At 56.0% G+C, this 19,239-nt stretch carries 17 protein-coding genes; 9 read left to right on the top strand and 8 right to left on the bottom strand.

Translation table 11 applies throughout. The features are described 5' to 3' along the window. Positions 1-101: 101 nt before the first annotated feature. From HEQ18_RS02005 to HEQ18_RS01975, 7 genes are read left to right on the top strand one after another with little or no spacing between them, the layout of a single operon-like run. Positions 102-809, top strand: coding sequence for a response regulator transcription factor (locus tag HEQ18_RS02005; RefSeq protein WP_432815317.1), 708 nt, complete (start codon positions 102-104; stop codon positions 807-809). Next, positions 778-2,358, top strand: a complete 1,581-nt coding sequence (locus tag HEQ18_RS02000) for an ATP-binding protein (protein ID WP_432815316.1) — start codon at positions 778-780, stop codon at positions 2,356-2,358. Before HEQ18_RS02005 ends, HEQ18_RS02000 begins: the two co-directional genes overlap by 32 nt. Continuing rightward, positions 2,358-2,831 (top strand): HPr kinase/phosphorylase, encoded by a 474-nt coding sequence (locus HEQ18_RS01995; RefSeq protein WP_432815315.1) that lies wholly within the window; start codon positions 2,358-2,360, stop codon positions 2,829-2,831. The genes HEQ18_RS02000 and HEQ18_RS01995 overlap by 1 nt, the downstream gene beginning before the upstream one ends. Continuing rightward, complete coding sequence (gene rapZ, locus HEQ18_RS01990; protein ID WP_432815314.1) at positions 2,828-3,793, top strand: RNase adapter RapZ; 966 nt, start codon at positions 2,828-2,830, stop codon at positions 3,791-3,793. The genes HEQ18_RS01995 and rapZ overlap by 4 nt, the downstream gene beginning before the upstream one ends. Continuing rightward, a complete protein-coding gene (locus HEQ18_RS01985) occupies positions 3,790-4,194 on the top strand; it encodes a PTS sugar transporter subunit IIA (RefSeq protein ID WP_432815313.1) in 405 nt (134 codons plus the stop codon). The genes rapZ and HEQ18_RS01985 overlap by 4 nt, the downstream gene beginning before the upstream one ends. Beyond that, on the top strand, positions 4,191-4,469 hold the full coding sequence (locus HEQ18_RS01980) for an HPr family phosphocarrier protein (RefSeq protein WP_296199619.1): 279 nt from the start codon (positions 4,191-4,193) through the stop codon (positions 4,467-4,469). The genes HEQ18_RS01985 and HEQ18_RS01980 overlap by 4 nt, the downstream gene beginning before the upstream one ends. Beyond that, positions 4,469-5,281 (top strand): TrmH family RNA methyltransferase, encoded by an 813-nt coding sequence (locus tag HEQ18_RS01975; RefSeq protein ID WP_432815312.1) that lies wholly within the window; start codon positions 4,469-4,471, stop codon positions 5,279-5,281. Before HEQ18_RS01980 ends, HEQ18_RS01975 begins: the two co-directional genes overlap by 1 nt. A gap of 2 nt (positions 5,282-5,283) precedes the next feature. Here the strand turns inward: HEQ18_RS01975 and HEQ18_RS01970 are convergent, their stop codons facing one another. From HEQ18_RS01970 to HEQ18_RS01960, 3 genes are read right to left on the bottom strand one after another with little or no spacing between them, the layout of a single operon-like run. Then, on the bottom strand, positions 5,284-6,630 hold the full coding sequence (locus HEQ18_RS01970; RefSeq protein WP_432815311.1) for a DNA recombination protein RmuC: 1,347 nt from the start codon (positions 6,628-6,630) through the stop codon (positions 5,284-5,286). 54 nt (positions 6,631-6,684) lie between these two features. Beyond that, positions 6,685-7,452 (bottom strand): CDP-alcohol phosphatidyltransferase family protein, encoded by a 768-nt coding sequence (locus tag HEQ18_RS01965; RefSeq protein ID WP_432815310.1) that lies wholly within the window; start codon positions 7,450-7,452, stop codon positions 6,685-6,687. Continuing rightward, positions 7,452-8,186: a phosphatidylserine decarboxylase gene (locus HEQ18_RS01960; RefSeq protein WP_432815309.1), complete on the bottom strand. Its 735-nt coding sequence runs from the start codon at positions 8,184-8,186 to the stop codon at positions 7,452-7,454. Before HEQ18_RS01960 ends, HEQ18_RS01965 begins: the two co-directional genes overlap by 1 nt. Before the next feature lie 152 nt (positions 8,187-8,338). On the opposite strand from HEQ18_RS01960, the gene HEQ18_RS01955 reads away from it, so the two are divergent. Then, positions 8,339-9,559, top strand: a complete 1,221-nt coding sequence (locus HEQ18_RS01955; protein ID WP_296199626.1) for an NADP-dependent isocitrate dehydrogenase — start codon at positions 8,339-8,341, stop codon at positions 9,557-9,559. A 101-nt stretch (positions 9,560-9,660) separates the two neighbouring features. Continuing rightward, positions 9,661-11,421, top strand: a complete 1,761-nt coding sequence (locus tag HEQ18_RS01950; RefSeq protein ID WP_432815308.1) for a cation:proton antiporter domain-containing protein — start codon at positions 9,661-9,663, stop codon at positions 11,419-11,421. Here HEQ18_RS01950 and alaS read toward each other — a convergent pair. The 5 genes from alaS to HEQ18_RS01925 form a co-directional block, all read right to left on the bottom strand. After that, entirely contained in the window at positions 11,418-14,060 is a 2,643-nt protein-coding gene (gene alaS, locus HEQ18_RS01945) for an alanine--tRNA ligase (RefSeq protein WP_432815307.1), read from the bottom strand. The two genes, HEQ18_RS01950 and alaS, sit on opposite strands and share 4 nt — an antisense overlap. Positions 14,061-14,124: 64 nt before the next feature. After that, entirely contained in the window at positions 14,125-14,751 is a 627-nt protein-coding gene (locus tag HEQ18_RS01940; protein WP_432815306.1) for a glutathione S-transferase family protein, read from the bottom strand. A 10-nt stretch (positions 14,752-14,761) separates the two neighbouring features. Continuing rightward, complete coding sequence (locus HEQ18_RS01935) at positions 14,762-15,325, bottom strand: arginase family protein (RefSeq protein WP_397606098.1); 564 nt, start codon at positions 15,323-15,325, stop codon at positions 14,762-14,764. A 181-nt stretch (positions 15,326-15,506) separates the two neighbouring features. Continuing rightward, on the bottom strand, positions 15,507-16,586 hold the full coding sequence (gene recA, locus HEQ18_RS01930) for a recombinase RecA (RefSeq protein WP_397606097.1): 1,080 nt from the start codon (positions 16,584-16,586) through the stop codon (positions 15,507-15,509). 126 nt (positions 16,587-16,712) lie between these two features. After that, positions 16,713-19,121, bottom strand: coding sequence for a hybrid sensor histidine kinase/response regulator (locus tag HEQ18_RS01925; RefSeq protein WP_397606096.1), 2,409 nt, complete (start codon positions 19,119-19,121; stop codon positions 16,713-16,715). Positions 19,122-19,239: the final 118 nt, after the last annotated feature.

The following is a 19,239-nucleotide window of genomic DNA, read 5'->3' as shown; positions in this document are numbered from 1 at the left end:
AGGGGACATATCAATTTACAGGACAAAGGTTATCCACGACAGACTTCGCATAGCATGAGCAATAGATTGAACCCCTGACCTTGCCACCCTATAGTCACAGGATGAGCGCCAATATCGCCTTGGTCGATGACGACCGGAACATCCTGACCTCTGTATCTATTGCGATGCAGGCCGAAGGATATGTGACGCGGATATATTCGGACGGCGAAACTGCGTTAAAGGCGTTGATCGAAAATCCCGCAGACCTTGGTATTTTTGACATTAAAATGCCGCGCATGGACGGGCTTGAACTGCTGCGCCGGCTGCGCGAAAAAAGCGATATGCCCGTCATTTTCCTAACGTCAAAGGATGAGGAGCTGGACGAGGCACTTGGCCTCGCCATGGGCGCCGATGACTATATAACCAAGCCATTTTCGCAACGGCTGTTGATTGCGCGGGTGAAAGCCATATTGCGACGCGCAACCTATGACAAAGTCGCGGGCAATGGCGAGGCGGAGCCCGAACCAGAACCCATGGTGCGTGGCAAGCTAGAAATGGACCCTGCACGGCACCATGTCAAATGGGACGAGAGGTCGCTTACACTTACGGTGACAGAGTTTATGATCCTTGAGGCGCTGGCCAGTCGACCGGGCGTCGTGCGCACTCGCGATCAACTCATGGACGCGGCGTATCAGGACGACGTCTATGTGGATGACCGCACTATTGACAGCCATATCAAAAGGCTCCGGCGCAAGTTCCGTGAAATTGACCCTGAATTCACCGCTATTGATACGCTTTATGGGGCCGGATATCGCTTCGCAGACAGCTGAGCCCGCTGATCTGCAGCTGGGATGGAGCCGGGGGTTATCGCTGACCACCCGTATACTTGCCGTCAACCTCTTCGTGCTTGCTCTGCTGGGTGCCGGTCTGTTCTTCCTCGACAGCTATCGCGTCCGGTTAATTGCAGAGCGCGAAAACGCAGCCCGCGTTCAGGCCAGCTTCCTGGCATCCAGCCTGCCCCTTATCACCAAGAAAAATTGGGACGATTATATCGCCAGATTTGGTCAATTGAACCTGTCGCGGATCCGCGTTTACGACCAAGACGGAAGGAAAGTATTAGACAGCTTTGCGGGCCGACAACCCACTTATGTCTTTCGCGACCCAGACAGCGAACCTTGGCCCAAAATTGCGGCACGCGGGATGGACGTCCTATTCGATTTCCTCGTCGGCGCGGCCAAGCTGGAACGCTTTGTTGAGCCTGTAGAAGATATCCCTTCCGCATGGCCAGAAATTCGCGCGGCAACGCCTTCCAAAGCAGCCTCGATGGTGCGTTTTGCGCCAGACCTGACGCACATGATTAGCGCAGCCTCAACGGCGCGCGATCAACGCTTTACTGTGCTGACCACCGCCAATGAACGCGACATCCGCTTGTTCGTTCGGGCAGAGCGGTTCAACGTCGGCATGTTTTTCCTTTTTGCGCTTGGCATCGGCGTTATGCTTTCCATATTTCTTGCCCGCACCATCGTCCGTCCGTTGCGCCATCTGGCACGCGCCGCCATAAAGGTTCGGCTTGGTCGCGCACAAGAGGTTACCGTTCCCCGCCTGCCCTCGCGCCGCGACGAAATTGGTATGTTGGCACGTGCGCTTTCGGATATGAGCATAGCGCTTCGCCAACGGATCGACGCCACCGAAGCCTTTGCCGCCGATGTCGCGCATGAAATTAAAAATCCGCTTGCTTCTCTGCGTTCCGCACTTGATGGCGCAGATCGGATTGAAGACCCAAAATTGCGTAAACAATTGATGGATGTCGCAAAAGCCGACGTACTTCGAATGGACCGCCTTATAAGCGATATTTCGGACGCCAGCCGCGTGGATTCCCAACTGGCCAAAGCGAAGTTTGAGCCTATCGACCTTGGCGACATGATCGAGCAATTGCTTCAGGCACGCGAAGACCGGGGCAGCGACAAAGATGTCGGCATTGCCTTTGCACGACCACGCCGGAAAATCGCGACAGTGATGGGTGAAGATGTCCGTCTTGAACGCATGTTGACCAACTTGATCGATAATGCGGTTTCCTTCTCACCGCCCGGAGCAGTCGTCGAAATATCCGCGACGGTTGCCGATGAAGACGTCATCATTCGGATCAGCGATGAAGGCCCGGGTGTGCCGCCACAAGAGCGGGAGGCCATTTTCCGACGCTTCCACAGCGAACGGCCAGCGACCGAGAATTTTGGTAAGCATAGCGGGCTTGGCCTCGCCATTGCGCGGACAATTATCGAGGGTCATCATGGACGCATTGCAGTTCGCGACCGGGTCGATGGCAAAGGCGGGGCATGCTTCGAAATCGCCCTACCCTGCGCTGCTGCGGCAACGCTTTAATGTTGGACATGGTGCATGGCAGCGCAGTCGCCATTGACGGGAACGGGTTGCTGTTGCTTGGGCCGTCCGGCAGCGGAAAATCAGACCTGGCGCTTCGCCTGATTGACCGCGGAGCAAAGCTGATCTGCGACGATATATTACACATCGAAAGCTGCAATGGTTTGCCACAACTGACCATTGCGCCAAATATAGCCGGAAAAATAGAAGTGCGTGGCATTGGGATATGTCCCATTGATTTCGTCGATTGCGCACCACTGCGCCTCATCGTGCAATTCGCGCAGGACGTGGACCGCATGCCGCCGGCCCATCAGAGCATAACCATAGCCGGTTACTCGGTGCCCATGTTCAAGCTGGACCCATTTCAGGCGAGCAGCGCATTAAAGGTGGAATGGGCGCTCCGGTCGGTCATTGACGCTGGGTTGCACCCGGTGGCAAACGCCGATGCCACGTCTAATGAAAGCGTAACAATGTGACCCAGAACACAGCCTCCGAACCGCAGAAAATCCTGTTGATTACCGGTGTGTCCGGTGCCGGCAAGACAACCGCGCTGAAAACACTGGAAGACCTGGGTTGGGAAACGGTCGACAATTTCCCGATTAAGCTGGCAGGCCAGTTGCTTAAAATTCCCGCGTCGGGCGGTGAAAATGGACCAAATATTCCGCTGGCGCTTGGCTTTGATAGCCGGACACGCGGTTTTGATGCCGAGGCGTTGATTCGGCAAATCAGGAAACTGCAGGCGCAAGCTAACCTTGAAATAATGACGCTGTTTTTGGATTGCGCTGGCGTCGAAATCGAGCGTCGCTACGCGGAAACCCGCCGCCGTCACCCGATGGCGCAAGACCGGCCTGCGATGGACGGCATCGCCATTGACCGGGCCGTGATGGAGCCATTTCGCCGATGGGCGGAGGCCGTCATTGATACAAGCAAACTGTCGGCGCATGATTTGCAAGTCGTCATCCGCGAGAGGTTCAGCAGCGATACGTCACTGCGCTCTAATATCACGTTATCAAGCTTTGGCTTTTCGCGCGGAGTCCCGCACAATGCCGACCTGGTATTCGATTTGCGTTTTTTACGAAACCCGCACTGGGACGGCAATTTGCGGCCCCTGACGGGGTTGGATGCGGCGGTTGCCGATTATGTTGCCGCCGACCCGAAATATGATGAAGCCATGCAGAAAATCCTTGACCTTCTGCGGTTCCTGCTGCCGCTCTACGACACGCAAGGTAAGGCTTATATAAATATCGCCTTTGGGTGCACGGGTGGACGGCACCGGTCTGTCCATGTTGCCGAAGCTTTTGGCGCTTGGTTGCGTGCGGATGGCTTTGCCTTGACGGTGGCACATCGCGATCTGACATCAAGACCGATTGACGCGCTGGAAGAGCCTGCTAACGGCGCAGACAGAACAACGTCGCGACAAGGCAGCAACATCACATGATCGGTTTGATTTTAGTCACGCATGGGAAACTGGCGAACGAGTTTCTTGTCGCGCTTGAACATGTTGTGGGGCCACAAAGGGACGTTGCGACCATCTGCATCGGCCCGCATGATGATATGGAAGCGCGACGCAATGAAATCGCCGCTGCTATCAAAAAAGTCGATACCGGCAAGGGCGTCATCATCCTATCCGATCTGTTCGGCGGAACGCCTTCAAATCTCTCCATTTCCTTGCTGGATAGCGGACGCGTTGAAGTCATCGCTGGCGTGAACCTCCCCATGCTCATCCGCTTGGATAGCGCGCGCAAAAACCTGGACGTGAAAGAGGCGGTCGCTGCCGCACGTGAAGCAGGACGCAAATATATCAGCGTCGCTTCTGAAGTGCTTGAAGCTTCACGATGACGCGGATTAGCCGCCCCGTCACTATCGTTAACGTAAAAGGCCTCCACGCCCGCGCCAGTGCCAAATTTGTGACGTTCGTGTCCCGCTTCCCCGAAGGGATCAGCGTTGAGGTCGAAAAGGATGGTCAATCCGTGACTGGCACGTCCATCATGGGCTTAATGATGCTGGGCGCGGCGAAGGGTAGTGAAATTATCATTCATGTCCAAGGTGAACAGGCCGAACTCGCCATTGAAAAGCTGGTTGGGTTGGTTGTCGACGGTTTTGGCGAAGATTGATGCGTCGTGAAATTACCGGATTTTCCAATCCGCTGTTAAAGGAAATACGGGGGCTTCGTGAAAAGAAGCTCCGTAAACGCGCTGGGCTGTTCCTTGCCGAAGGGCTGCGCATTATGACCGAAGCGCGCGAGGCGGGATTTCTTCCCGAAATGCTGTTTCGCGTTAAAGACCGACCCGTACATGAACTTGAGGTGGCTTTAGAAGCCGATGTTCTGGCCAATAAGGGCGACGTAATTGAAACCAGCGCCGAGATCATGGCGAAACTGTCGGGCAAGGACAACGCCCAAGCCGTGGTTGGCGTCTATCGAGACCATGGGACTGCTTTGGGGGAACTAGACCGGAGCAGCGCGTCAATCTGGCTTGTGGCGCAATCGATGCGTGATCCGGGTAATCTTGGCACGATGTTGCGCACCGGCGACGCCGTGGGGGCTGGCGGACTGATCCTGATCGATGATTGCACGGACCCATTTTCTGTTGAGTCCGTCCGCGCCAGCATGGGCGCCATTTTCACGCAAAAAATCGTGCAATGCCGGTGGGAAGAATTCACCGCTTGGTTGCGGGCGGGCGCAGGCCAATTGGTCGGCACCAGCCTGCAAACCGACACCGACTATCAATCTGCCCGCTACCACGCGCCATGCTTCATCCTGACGGGTAATGAGGCGCAGGGCCTGCCAGACGATTATGAAACCGAGTGCGACCTGCGCGTCAAAATGCCGATGCGTGGCAAGGCGGACAGCTTAAACGCGGCTGTCGCGACCGCAGTGATGGCCTATGAGGTTCTGAACCAGTTTCGGCATTCGAAAGCCGGCTAGCCTTAGCCAGTAGCTTCGCGTTGGTCCTCAATCGGTGGCGAAGACGGCGTTTCGCCATCGCCATAACGTGGCAAAGCCTCAACCATAGGAATATCTTCCAATTCACGCTTACCGGTTTCGATGTTCAAATCGGCAAATTTTCGACCCGTTGAAATGACATTGCGTTCGAAGCTGCCGACGAATTTATTGTAGTTATTCACCGCCGACGACAGCCCGCTGCCGACCGATTTCAGATGCTGTGCTGCCACCGCAATGCGGTCATACATTTCCTTACCAAGCGCCCCGATTTGCTTCGCCTCGCGCGCTAGCCCCTCTTGCTGCCAGACGCTGGCCACGGTGCGGGCAATTGCGACAAGGTTTGTGGGCGTCGCCAGCAGCACTTTCTTATCAAAGGCAAAGTCCCACAATTGCGGCTCATGCTCCAGCGCGGCCGCGAGGAAATGCTCACCGGGGACAAACATAATGACATAATCGGGCGCTTCGGAAAATTGATCCCAATAGGCCTTGCGCGACAAGCCATCGATGTGATTTTTCATCGATTGCGTGTGCCGCTTCATGGCCACAGCGCGAACATCATCGTCCACCGAATCAAATGCGTCCTGATAGTCGTTCAACGATACCTTGGCATCAATCACCAAGGTGCGCCCACCGGGGACATGGACGATAGCATCGGGCCGCAGTCGCAAACCATCGCCAACATCAATGCTGGTTTCGAGATTAAAATCGACATGCTCAGACAGGCCGCAGCTTTCGAGCACATTTTTCAACTGTTGCTCACCCCAACGCCCACGCGCTTTGGGCGCATTACGCAACGAGTTCATCAGGCCCGACGCGACGCTCGATACGCGTTCCTGACCCAATCGCATTTCGCCGATTAACCCCTTCAGGTCGCCATAGGCTTCGGTCCGGTCCTTCTCGATCTTGCCGACCTGCTCTTCATAGGCCTTCAGCTTTTCGCCTACTGGGCCGAGCAATTGCTTCAGCCTTTCCTCATTCTTCTCACCGGCTTGGTGGAAACGTTCATCGGCACGTTGCAGGAACGCCGCCTGCGCTTCGCCCAATAATTTCTGCCCAATCTCACCAAATTGGGCGGACAGGTTTTCCTTCGCATCGCCCAACGCCGCGATCTGTTCTGCAAAGCTCCGCTCGCGTTCTTCCAAACTGGTTTCAAGCCGCGCCAAGCGGTCCTTGGCACCATCGCGTTCGAGCACCACCTGATCGAGCATAGCCCGCAACTGCGTGGTCGTTTCCTGCCCTGCTTTGCCCGTGCGGTTACCCGCAAACCAGCCAAGCAACAGTCCGCCCAACAAGGCAAAAATCACCGCTACAATGACAATCAACGGCTCCAACGGCCACCTCCCGAATTAGAACGAAACTGGAACATAGCCCGTGTGGGGCGGAGGTCAAGTGGCTTCGGCAAAGTCCCGTCGCGACTTCTTGACCCGTGCGTAGCTCATCACGCTCAGCGGCAGCAGGGCGACGTAAAAGACGCCGACACCGATGAGCGCAACCCATGGCGCCGCGACCAAGGTTGCGGTAAACAGGCCAACGACTGCCAGCGCCATGAAACGCAGGCTACGCCGTACCTTAATCGACGACCAGCTATAGGTTGCCACATTGGAAATCATCAACAGCGCGCACAGCAGCAACCATGGCGCAATGAAGCGGTAATCGCGCACCCAATCCGCGCCGGTTTCAAACCAGACCATCATCGGCAACAAAGCCAGCGCCGCGCCCGGTGGCGACGGCACGCCCGTGTTAAACCCAGCGGACTTGTGCGGTTGGTTCTCGGTATCAATCTGTGCGTTAAACCGTGCCAGACGTAATGCCGCACACAGCACAAAAAATACCGATATGGTCCAGCCAAAGCGGGGCATATCCTGCATGACCCACATATATATGACCAAAGCAGGCGTGGCCCCGAAAGCAATCACGTCAGAAAGCGAATCCAGTTCAGCCCCGAAACGGCTTTCCCCCTTCAGCATCCGCGCGATACGGCCATCCATGGCGTCGAGCACGCCAGCAATCACGATTGCGGCAACGGCATTTTCCCAACGGCCCTGCATCGCGAACCATGCACCCGACAATCCCGTACACAGCGCAAGCGCGGTGACCGCGTTAGGCGCAAGCGCCCGCAAGGATATTCCGGGTCGGGAGGACACTACGTCCATCAATGCGCGACGGCAATCAGGTCTTGGTCAACACCGATTTCGGCGAGAACCGTTTCACCGGCAACGCAACGCTGCCCCTTGATGACTCGCGACGACGTGCCATGCGGCAAATACACATCAACGCGGCTGCCAAAACGGATCAGGCCAACACGCTGCCCATTGGCAACACTGTCGCCTTCCTTTACAAAAGCAACGATGCGACGCGCGACCAAGCCAGCGATTTGGGTGAAACCGATGCGAACCCCATCGCCGCGTTCCACGAGAAAATGTTGGCGTTCATTTTCTTCGCTGGCCTTATCAAGGTCGGCGTTAAGGAATTTGCCCGCGATATACACAACGCGCTTGATGGTGCCGCGAATGGGTGTCCGGTTGATGTGAACGTCAAACACGCTCATGAAAATCGACACCCGCGTCATCGGCTGATCACCAAGGCCTTCAGGCCCGCGCAGTTCAACTGGCGGAGGGACTTGCTCGATCAGCGTGACAAGCCCATCGGCGGGTGCCACGATAAACCGCTCATCGATTGGCGTCGCACGCGCAGGGTCGCGAAAAAAGGCCAATGTCCACGCGGTGACGGCCGCCATCGGCCAAGCCAGCGTTTCCCAGGCCATGAAGGCGAAAAACAGGGTTATGCCCGCGGCAATAAGTCCGAACTTGCGGCCCTCGGGATGGATGGGTGGAAACGACCATTTCGCAACCCCGGTGCCCCGGTTTGTCAATTCTTGTCTGCTCATTTGGCTTAGCTAGGGGATGCGCCGCCATCTTACAACCTAAGATACAATTTCAGCCATTTTCAGACAATATTGGGGATGCAGTTGAACATATGGCAAACTTTGCTATGGCACCGCTCATCATCCCATCTCCCTAATGGAAAGCGCTTTCTGCCATGGCAAAAATTAAGGTCAAAAATCCAGTCGTTGAGCTTGATGGCGACGAAATGACACGGATCATCTGGGAATGGATTCGTGAGCGACTCATTTTGCCATATCTCGATATCGATCTGAAATATTACGACCTTGGTATGGAGTATCGCGACAAGACCAATGATAAGGTCACCGTCGATTCCGCCAACGCAATCCGCGAATTCGGCGTAGGCGTAAAGTGCGCCACGATTACACCAGATGAAGCGCGCGTTGAAGAATTCGGTCTTCAGAAAATGTGGAAGTCGCCCAATGGCACCATTCGCAATATTTTAGGCGGCGTGGTGTTCCGCGAGCCAATCGTCATTGATAACGTGCCGCGCTTGATCCCGGGCTGGACTGACCCAATCGTCATTGGTCGTCATGCGTTCGGTGACCAATATCGCGCTACGGATTTCCTGGTTCCCGGTCCCGGAACGCTGCGTCTCGTATGGGATGGCGATGATGGGCAGAAAATTGACGAGGAGGTTTTCCGTTACCCGTCGCCGGGCGTGGCGCTCGCGATGTACAATCTCGACGATTCCATCCGCGACTTTGCGCGTGCGTCGTTGAACTATGGCGTGACCCGGCAGTGGCCGGTATATCTGTCGACCAAGAACACGATCCTCAAATATTATGATGGTCGTTTCAAGGATCTATTCCAAGAAGTGTACGAAGCCGAATTCGCGGCAAAGTTCAAGGAACTGGGCATTGTCTATGAGCACCGCTTGATCGACGATATGGTCGCATCGGCGCTGAAATGGTCCGGCAAGTTCATCTGGGCATGTAAGAATTATGATGGTGACGTGCAGTCCGATCAAGTTGCGCAAGGTTTCGGCTCGCTTGGCCTGATGACCTCCATACTGATGACACCAGATGGCAAGACGGTTGAAGCCGAGGCCGCGCACGGCACGGTTACGCGGCATTATCGTCAGCATCAGCAAGGTAAGGCAACCTCAACCAACCCGATTGCGTCGATTTTCGCATGGACGGGCGGCCTCAAATTCCGTGGCAAGTTCGACGAAACGCCCGAAGTCACGCGCTTTGCCGAAACGCTTGAAGAAGTCTGCATTCAGACTGTTGAAGATGGCCATATGACAAAGGATCTCGCGATCCTCATCGGCCCGGATCAGGCTTGGATGACCACAGAGCAGTTTTTTGAGCAGGTTCGTGCCAATCTCGAAGTCAAAATGGGCAGTTGGATGTAACTCCAGCGCGTTTGAATAGGTGAGAGCGCGGGGGGGCAACTCCCGCACTTTTTTTTGCCTTACCCTTTCTTTCTTATGCCCCCTGTGCGTAAATGGAATTTATGGCAGGCGAACTACAAACCGAAGGCATTAGCGATCTGCTCGTCATATTGGGCGCAGCGGGAATAGTTATCCCCGCTTTTGCCCGGCTTCGCATCACGCCCATCATTGGTTTTATATTGGTCGGGATAATGGTTGGCCCGATGGGACTTGGATCCTTGGTGCCACGTTATCCCATGCTCGAATGGGTCACCATCACCAATCCAGAGGTTATTCATCCCATAGGCGAATATGGCATTATTTTATTGCTGTTCTCCATTGGTCTTGAACTATCTTTCCGCAGATTATGGAAAATGCGGCGCTTGGTGTTCGGCGTCGGTGCAGCACAGTTATTTGGCGCTGGCCTGATTATTGCGGCTGGTCTGTATCTGTTCGGATATGGCGCGACCGCCGCCATCGGCATTGGCGTTGCATTAGCGCTTTCTTCCACAGCGTTGGTGCTTCCAATATCCGGCACGCATTCCGCCGTGGGTAAGTCAGCGCTGGCCATGTTGCTGTTCGAAGATTTGGCCATCGTCCCAATAATATTCGTTTTGGGTGCATTGGCTCCACAAGCCGGGGCGGATTCATGGTCAGGTCTTGTCACCATATTGTGGCAGGGGACGCTGGTTATTATCGGAATGCTTGTGCTTGGCCGCTTTTTCTTGCCCCGCCTGTTCGGACAAGCCGCGCGCACAAAAAGCCCTGAATTATTTGTATCGGTCAGCTTGCTCGTTGTCATTGTCGCAAGTCTCGCGACGGGCGCGGTTGGCCTTTCGCCTATCGTCGGCGCAATGATCGCTGGCCTGTTGATTGCCGAAACCGATTACCATCGCGAAGTCGAAGTGATGACAGCACCATTCAAAGGGCTGGCACTGGGCGTGTTCCTGATCAGCATCGGTATGCAGGTTGATCTGCGCTTTGTGGCGGCCAACTGGGTGGCTTTGGTGGGCGCGGTTTCGGCGGTCGTGCTGATCAAGGCATGTGTCACCGCGGCTTTGTTAAAGCTAAATGGCGCGCGCACGGGCACAGCGACCGAAACCGGCGTCCTTATGGGTAGTCCGTCGGAAACGACTTTGATCGTGCTAGGTGCCGCAGGCGCAGCTCAGATTATTGACGCTGCCGCAATCAATTTCTGGCAGGTCGCAACCGCGATTGGCTTGACGATCACGCCGATATTGGCACGGATCGGTCATGATATGTCCCGCCGTCTCGAGCTGCGCGAGAGCGATGATGAGATGCACGAACAAGACCCGACGCAGGAGCCGCGAACGGTTGTGATCGGCTTTGGCCGGGTCGGAAAGCTGGTGGCCGATATGCTGACCACGCACGGCCAGCCTTATGTTGCCGTGGAATCCAATGTCGACGCGGTAACCGCCGCACGGCGCGGGGGTTACAAGGTTATCTACGGCGACATTTCACGGCCCGAAACGCTGGATAAATTGGGCTTGGGTCATGCCAAGGCGCTGATCCTGACAATGGACCAACCGGTATTGGCCGAACATATCGTCACGCGCGTCCGTCAATGGTTGCCCGAGATCACGATTGTCGCGCGCGCGCGTGACCCGGACCATGCCGCGCGGCTCTATCAGGCAGGCGCGACCGACGCCGTGCCCGAAACGCTGGAAAGCTCGCTTCAGCTATCGGAAGCAGTGCTTGTCGATCTGGGCGTTGCCATGGGCCCCGTCATCGCGTCGATCCACGAAAAGCGCGACGAATTCCGGCGTCAGATAAAGGAAGCCGGGGGCCTTGAAGAGACCCCAAAGCTCAAACTTACCTCTTAACCAGCGATTTTTGCCTTAATCGCATCCAACGCCGCTTGCGCCAATTCAGCGCCCGCAGGACCGCCGCCTTGCGCCATGTCGGGGCGTCCGCCGCCGCCTTGCGCGCCCATGGCCTCCGTCGCCACACGCACGAGGTCAGGCGCAGCTATGGTGCCATGCAAGGCAGGCGAGACGGCGACCACAACCGTGTTGCTGTTTTCATTCGCGGCGATGATGGCGACGATGCCCGTGCCAATGGCCTTCATCTGGTCATCCGCAAGGCCGCGCAGCATTTTTGGTTCAATGCCTGCGATAACTTGCCCGATGAAGGTGATATCACCGATCTGTTCGGCCTCTGCCTTCGGACCACCGCCACCGGACAAAGCGAGCGCGGTTTTGGTTTCGGACAGTTCCTTCTCCATCCGCTTGCGTTCGTTCATGAGCGTTTCGATGCGCGCGCCCACTTCATCCGGCGCAGTTTTCAGCATCGCAGCGACATTCTTCAACTGCGTCTCACGGCCAACAAGCCATAAGCGCGCCGCTTCGCCCGTCAGCGCCTCAATGCGGCGAATGCCGCTTGCAACTGCGCCTTCGGAGATGATCGTGAACAACGCGATGTCGCCCAATGCGTTGACATGGGTGCCGCCGCACAGTTCCAACGAATAATGCGTGTCCTCGCTTTTGCCCATCGTCAAAACGCGGACTTCTTCGCCATATTTTTCGCCGAACAAGGCCAGCGCGCCAGCGGCGACGGCGTCATCGGGGGTCATCAACCGCGTCGTCACCGCGTCATTGCCACGGATTTGCGCGTTCACGTCGGCCTCGATCATCGCAATCTCTTGCGGCGTCACTGCCTGGTTATGCGAAAAGTCGAACCGCAAGCGATCCGGTGCCACCATGCTGCCCTTTTGGGTGACATGGTCGCCCAAGCGGTGGCGCAATGATGCGTGCAGTAAATGTGTGGCGCTATGGTTGGCGCGCAAGGCGTCGCGGCGCGCAGTATCGATTTTCAGCGTCACAAAATCGCCGACTTTGATCTCGCTTGTGCCAATCGTGACCTGATGCGCATGCAGTCGGCCCAAGGGCTTTGCCGTGTCCGTCACTTCGCCGCGCATGTTGCTGCTGGAAATAACGCCAGCGTCACCCATCTGGCCGCCGCTCTCGCCGTAAAATGGTGTCTGGTTGGTGATGACCGTGACTGTGTCATTGGCGACCGCCGATTGCACCTCAATGCCGTCATTGACGAGAGCTACAACCTGCCCCTCGCCTTCGCTTGCGGCGTAGCCTGTAAACTCGGTGCTGCCGACGCGTTCGGCAATGTCAAACCAGACATCGTCCGACGCCTTCGCGCCGGAACCCTTCCACGCAGCCCGCGCCATGGCTTTTTGACTATTCATCGCGGTTTCAAAACCCGCCTGATCAATACCAAAGCCTTGCGCACGCAAAGCGTCTTCGGTCAGGTCATAAGGAAAACCATAAGTGTCATACAGCTTGAACGCCGTGTCGCCTGCCAAAATATCGCCCGGCGTCATGCCAGCGGTCGCTTCGTCGAGTAGCTTAATGCCCTTATCAAGCGTCCGACGGAACTGCGTTTCCTCTTGCTTCAACGTCGCCTCAATCATGGGCTGCGCGCGCAATAGTTCGGGGTAGGCCGCACCCATTTCGGCGGCGAGGCTTCCGACCAGACGATGCATCAATGGCTCTTTTGCGCCAAGAATGTGTGCATGGCGCATGGCGCGGCGCATGATCCGCCGCAGGACATAGCCGCGCCCTTCGTTCGACGGCATGACGCCATCGGCCAGCAGGAAGCTGGTCGAGCGCAAATGGTCCGCGATGGCGCGATGGCTGGCCTTTTGATCGCCAACCGCCTTTGTGCCCGTGAGCTCCTCAGACGCGTTGATCAATGCCCTGAACGTATCGGTGTCGTAATTGTCCGGCACGCCCTGCATGACCGCCGCAATCCGCTCAAGGCCCATGCCCGTATCAATAGACGGCTTGGGCAATGGCACGTCGGTGCCGTCGTCCTGCCGTTCAAACTGCATGAACACGAGGTTCCAGATTTCGACAAAACGGTCACCATCTTCGTCGGGGCTTCCGGGAGGGCCACCAAAGATATGGTCGCCATGGTCGTAGAATATCTCGCTGCATGGTCCGCAGGGTCCAGTGTCGCCCATGGACCAAAAATTGTCCGTCGTGGCGATACGGATTATCCGTTCTTCAGGCAGGCCGGCAATCTTGCGCCACAGGTCGAACGCCTCATCATCGGTGTGATAAACGGTGGTCGTCAACCGTGCTGGGTCAAGCCCCCATTCCTTGGTCAACAATGTCCATGCATGGGTAATCGCCTGCTCTTTGAAATAATCGCCGAACGAAAAATTGCCGAGCATTTCAAAAAACGTGTGATGCCGCGCAGTATAGCCCACATTATCGAGGTCGTTATGCTTGCCCCCTGCCCGCACGCATTTCTGGCTTGATGCTGCACGCGGCGTTTCGCGACTTTCAAGGCCCGTGAACACGTTCTTGAACGGCACCATTCCGGCATTGACGAACATCAATGTCGGGTCATTATAGGGAACAAGCGGTGCAGACTGCACTATGTCATGATTGGCATCACCGAAATAATCGAGGAAGCCGCGGCGAATGTCATTGGTCGATGTCATAATGACTGCGACTTAGGGAACGACTCGCCGCGCTGCAAGCCGGATATGCAGTTTGCGGCCGCCATCACGCATAGGCATAAGGTCCGCCCTTTTGCAGGGCGGTCTGATACGCTGGACGAGCGTGGATTTTTTCGACGAAAGCAGAGAGGTTTGGCAGGTTTGCAGCCCGGCCCATTTTAACCGCTGCTTCGGCCGGAAAACTCATCATAATGTCAGCGCCCGTGAGCGTATCGCCAACAAACCAGCCCGTCGCTTTCAAATTGTCGTCCATGAACGCAAAATGGCTTTCAAGCTGCTGACTAATGCGCGAATGCAAGGGTGCAGCAGCATCGCCCAACCGCGCAGTATACAGGTTCAGCAAGATCGGCGTCATCGCCGAGCCTTCGGCAAAATGCATGAATTCCAGATAGCGGACATGCGCGTCAGATCCGCGTGCCGGCACAAGATGCGCACCATTATGCCGTTCACACAGATATTCGACGATTGCACCGGATTCGAAAATCACATTGCCGTCATCTTCAATCAAGGGCGATTTTCCCAAAGGATGGACGTTCAAAAGCGCTTCGGGCGCAAGATTGGTCACAGCATCACGGGCATGATGGCGGATTTCATAAGGAAGGTTCAGTTCTTCGAGCAACCACAAGATACGTTGCGAACGCGAATTGTTGAGATGGTGTACGATGATGGTCATAGCTGCTTCCTTATATATGGTCGTAATTTTGATGCATTTGCGCGGCGATTTCGCGCACCAGTTTGGCGGCGACTATGGCGGTAATGTCGTTCACGTCGCGCGCGGGGTTAAGTTCGACGATGTCCGCGCCCACGATCCGCGCGCGTTGTTTAGCGATAATGGACAGGACTTCGCGGACCGTTAAGCCGCCAGGCTCTGGATGTGCCACGCCGGGCGCTTCGGACGGGTCGATGCCGTGAAGGTCAACGCTGATATATAATGGGCCGTCAAGAATGGGGTGCGTCACCGCATGGTCACCGCCAAGCAGTAGGGGGATAGCATCTGCCTCCATGCTTTCGGTCACCGCCCGCAGAATTAATGCGTCATCGGCAGCGCAGTCATCGTCCGATAAGGGCAAATCGCCGAGGTCCTTGAGCATGACGTCCGTGCCAATTTCAAGGCCGGATTGCGCGGATAGATTGCCCCGGTCGCTCCACAATGCCGCGCGGATGGCCGGTGGTGCCAATGCTGCACCGCGCGCGAATGAGCTGTTCTGATCAGTCAGCAAGCCGATAAGATGAATGACTGGCCCCATGCCGACCGTTGTGCCCCAGCCATTGTGCCTGTCAAGAACTTAGCGCCCGTGCGTCCGCCGATGCCGTAAAGGCGGCAAGGGGTAGCATCTACCGACCTTCACACAAATGACCCGCCCCGGGGTGGACCAGGGCGGGCCGAAAGCAGCAGCCTCAGGCAAGGCCGCGCTTGTTCGTCAATTCTTAAACGTCGTCGTCTGCGTCTGGCCCGGTCATCAGGACCTCAGCGACTTCTTCTGTCTTGCCGCGAATGGCGGCTTCCAACCGGGCCGCAACCTCCGGATTTTCGGTCAGATAGCTTTTTGAATTCTCACGGCCTTGGCCAATACGGATCGAATCATAGCTAAACCAACTACCCGATTTTTCTACCAATCCCGCCTTCACACCCAAATCGAGCAGCTCACCCGTTTTGGAAATGCCTTCGCCATACATGATGTCAAATTCGACCTGTTTGAATGGCGGCGCGACCTTGTTCTTCACAACCTTCACGCGGGTCGTGTTGCCTACAATGTCTTCGCCTGCCTTAATCTGGCCTGTGCGGCGAATGTCCAAGCGCACCGATGCGTAGAATTTCAACGCATTGCCGCCCGTGGTGGTTTCTGGCGAACCATACATCACCCCGATCTTCATACGAATCTGGTTGATGAAAATGACCATGCAGTTTGACCGGCTGATCGAACCTGTAATCTTGCGCAGCGCTTGGCTCATCAACCGCGCTTGCAAACCCACATGGCTGTCGCCCATTTCGCCTTCGATTTCCGCGCGCGGGACAAGTGCCGCGACCGAGTCGATGACGATGATGTCCACGGCGTTTGAACGCACCAAAGTGTCGGCAATCTCAAGCGCTTGTTCACCCGTATCTGGCTGCGACACGATCAAATTGTCCACGTCGACGCCAAGCTTCTTCGCATAGCCGGGATCAAGCGCATGCTCTGCGTCGATAAATGCCGCCGTGCCGCCTGCCTTTTGCGCCTCTGCAATCACGTGCAGGGTCAATGTCGTCTTACCCGAACTTTCAGGGCCATAAATTTCAATCACGCGTCCCTTGGGCAATCCACCAATGCCAAGCGCGATGTCCAACCCAAGCGAACCCGTCGACACCGCATCGATGCTGATCGCTTCACGACTACCAAGCTTCATCGCCGAACCCTTGCCGAATGCGCGATCAATCTGCGCCAGGGCTGCTTCTAGAGCCTTTTCACGTTCCGAATTTTTCATACCGTTTGCCTGATTCCCATCAATTATCTTGAGACTAGCTGCCATTTTTCCACTCCTTAGCGTCATGCCTATTCCGAAAGACTTCGTCGGAACATCACCTATGTACGCCTTCTGTTCCAAAAGAACAAGAGTGGAACAAAAAAATTTACATCTTGTATTTCAATATCTAATCTAATCGTCCTTCGCAAGCGCGTCGTGAACCGCTTCGGCAATTTGCTGGACGGAAAACGGCTTAGCCAAGAAAGCGACATTGTCGAGGCTGATCGTTTCGCGCAATTGCTCCTCGGCATAGCCAGATATGAACAGCAACCGGATATCGCCATAGCTTTCGCGCAATCGCCGTGCCATGGATGGCCCATCCAAATTGGGCATCACGACATCGGATACGACCAAGTCGTAACGCTTCCCGTCGGCGAAGAGTTCAAGCGCTTGTTCGCCATCGTTCGCGGTTTCCACCACATAGCCTTGCCGGACCAGCGCCCGTTCGGCCACGGCGCGCACCATGTCCTCATCCTCAACGATTAAGATCCGGCCACTGCCCCAAAGGTCCTTTGGCTTGGACAATTCGCGCCTCGTGACTTCAGGCGTCGGAATTTCGCCCCGGTGGACCGGCAGGAAGATGTCAAACCGCGTTCCATTTTGCAGTTGGGAGTCTGCAAAAATAAACCCGCCAGATTGTTTGACGATGCCGTATACCGTTGAAAGGCCAAGCCCTGTGCCTTTGCCCATTTCCTTGGTCGTGAAAAACGGTTCGAATATCTTCGACAGATTTTCTTTCGGGATACCAACGCCGCTGTCTTCGACAGACAGTTGGACATAATCACCTATTGGCAAAAACTCTCTACCCATTGCGGCAACTTCGCTTTGGCTAACAGCGACGGTGCTGATGTGAACGACGCCACCCTTGGGCATAGCGTCACGCGCATTCACACCCAGGTTGATGATAACTTGTTCAAGCTGCCCCGGGTCAGCCCGCACTGCGCCAACGCCGCGCCCATGATGCACCTCAAGCCGCACGGTTTCGCCCAAAAGTCGCTTCAACAGGCTGGAGACATCGGCAACCACATTGGCGAGTTGCAGGATTTGCGGACGCAGGGTCTGCTGACGCGAAAAGGCCAGTAACTGGCGCGTCAGGCTGGCCGCGCGGTTGGAGTTATTCTTAATCTGCTGGATATCGTCATAATCGCTGTCGCCCGGCTGATGTCGCAACAGCATCAGGTCGCAATAGCCAATGATCGCAGTCAGGATATTGTTAAAGTCATGCGCGACTCCACCTGCAAGCTGGCCAATGGATTCCATCTTGGTCTGCTGCGCGACTTGGCGTTTCAGTGTAATTTCTTCGCTATTATCCTTCAGCCCGAGCAGCACCGCAGCCTCACCTAGTCCGCGCACGCCAGCGATCGACAAAGCGATCACCTCTTCGGGTCGCTCCTTCAGCCGAATGGCGATATCGCCTGAAGCTACTGCGCCGCTGCCGTATCGCCGAATGCTATCAAGGACCGCGCCTTTGTCCTCGTTGATGACAAGATCGCCCGGATAAGGCGGCAATTTATCTGCCTGCACATCAAGCACGCGCGCGAAGGCGTCATTGGCAAACAGGAACCGTCCGTCGCGATCAACCAGCGCAAGCCCAAGTGGAAGCGTCGACAGCAATTGTTCCACATGCGCCAGCGCCAAACCGCGATCAACTTTCACGCCTTCTTCATCGACCGCGAGCAAAAGCGCTGCGCTTTCGGCATTTTCTTCGTTCAAAGGCACGTGCAGCAACCGGATCGGCAAACCCCGGCGCCCCTCGCGTTCAAAGTATACGCTACCTTTTTCATCCATTCGAACAAAATCGGCAAAGAGCTGACCAAGAATAGGCTCCATATCCTTGCCCGTCGCGCGCAATGCAAAGGCGGCATTGGCCGCACGCACTGCGCCATCCGCGCTCACGGCGACCGCCATCACGCCGCTGCTGGACATCGCCCGGCCAATGCGCCCCGTAATCACCTCAATCGCGCGGTGCTCAATGGCGATCTCCTCTACCGCCGCCAAATGCCACAACAGATATTCATCGGCCATGCCTGCTCGAGCAACCTTTACGCGGAAGGTTCTGCCATCTTGAACGATCGTTGCGATATCCGTGCTTCCGTCGCGCCATGCGGCACGACCTGCGGCAACAAGCAATGCACGATTGGCGTCATCGCCGCCAAGGTCTGGTGGCGCTTTCAATCCCGGAAAGGCTATTGTGTAATGGTCATTGGCGCAGACCAAACGGCCTGCCCGGTCGCTGATCGCGATGGCAGCATTGCTCATCTGAGTCGCTGCATGGGTTATCGACCAGTCAGGCACCGACAATTCAGACGCGCTGTCGACAGAAGGTCCGCTGCGGAAAAAATGAATGACGCCGACCGCGGCGATTATCGTTCCAGCGCATGATCCCAACAGGATGATATTTTCCGTCGAAAACCACATAATTGTGAGCGACAATATGGTTGCCAGCACCACGACCCCGAGCTTTTGAAAATCCAGCCGCGGATAGGCATCGACATCCCCGCCAAGCATCTGAAAATCAGTCGGCGACGGTATCTTGTTCAAAACGGCCCCTTACCCGATAAAATCGCAAGGATCAGATTTAAGGCACAGTTTACCATGACCATGGGCTGGAACGCATCGCACCGTTTGTCAAGATTTCGTGATCGCTATGCAGGTTCTG

The sequence above is a fragment of the Sphingorhabdus sp. genome (genome assembly GCF_050921905.1).
In the GTDB taxonomy this organism is placed as follows: Bacteria; Pseudomonadota; Alphaproteobacteria; order Sphingomonadales; family Sphingomonadaceae; genus Sphingorhabdus_B.
The sequence above is the reverse complement of the archived record's forward strand: the minus strand, read 5'-3'. Positions and strand labels throughout refer to the sequence as shown.

Coding starts and splice junctions, on each gene's coding strand:
- HEQ18_RS02005 (WP_432815317.1), top strand. CDS start 102: ATGAGCGCCAATATCGCCTTGGTCGATGACGACCGGAACATCCTGACC.
- HEQ18_RS02000 (WP_432815316.1), top strand. CDS start 778: ATGGGGCCGGATATCGCTTCGCAGACAGCTGAGCCCGCTGATCTGCAG.
- HEQ18_RS01995 (WP_432815315.1), top strand. CDS start 2,358: ATGTTGGACATGGTGCATGGCAGCGCAGTCGCCATTGACGGGAACGGG.
- HEQ18_RS01985 (WP_432815313.1), top strand. CDS start 3,790: ATGATCGGTTTGATTTTAGTCACGCATGGGAAACTGGCGAACGAGTTT.
- HEQ18_RS01980 (WP_296199619.1), top strand. CDS start 4,191: ATGACGCGGATTAGCCGCCCCGTCACTATCGTTAACGTAAAAGGCCTC.
- HEQ18_RS01975 (WP_432815312.1), top strand. CDS start 4,469: ATGCGTCGTGAAATTACCGGATTTTCCAATCCGCTGTTAAAGGAAATA.
- HEQ18_RS01965 (WP_432815310.1), bottom strand. CDS start 7,452: ATGGACGTAGTGTCCTCCCGACCCGGAATATCCTTGCGGGCGCTTGCG.
- HEQ18_RS01960 (WP_432815309.1), bottom strand. CDS start 8,186: ATGAGCAGACAAGAATTGACAAACCGGGGCACCGGGGTTGCGAAATGG.
- HEQ18_RS01955 (WP_296199626.1), top strand. CDS start 8,339: ATGGCAAAAATTAAGGTCAAAAATCCAGTCGTTGAGCTTGATGGCGAC.
- HEQ18_RS01950 (WP_432815308.1), top strand. CDS start 9,661: ATGGCAGGCGAACTACAAACCGAAGGCATTAGCGATCTGCTCGTCATA.
- alaS (WP_432815307.1), bottom strand. CDS start 14,060: ATGACATCGACCAATGACATTCGCCGCGGCTTCCTCGATTATTTCGGT.
- HEQ18_RS01940 (WP_432815306.1), bottom strand. CDS start 14,751: ATGACCATCATCGTACACCATCTCAACAATTCGCGTTCGCAACGTATC.
- HEQ18_RS01935 (WP_397606098.1), bottom strand. CDS start 15,325: ATGGGGCCAGTCATTCATCTTATCGGCTTGCTGACTGATCAGAACAGC.
- recA (WP_397606097.1), bottom strand. CDS start 16,586: ATGGCAGCTAGTCTCAAGATAATTGATGGGAATCAGGCAAACGGTATG.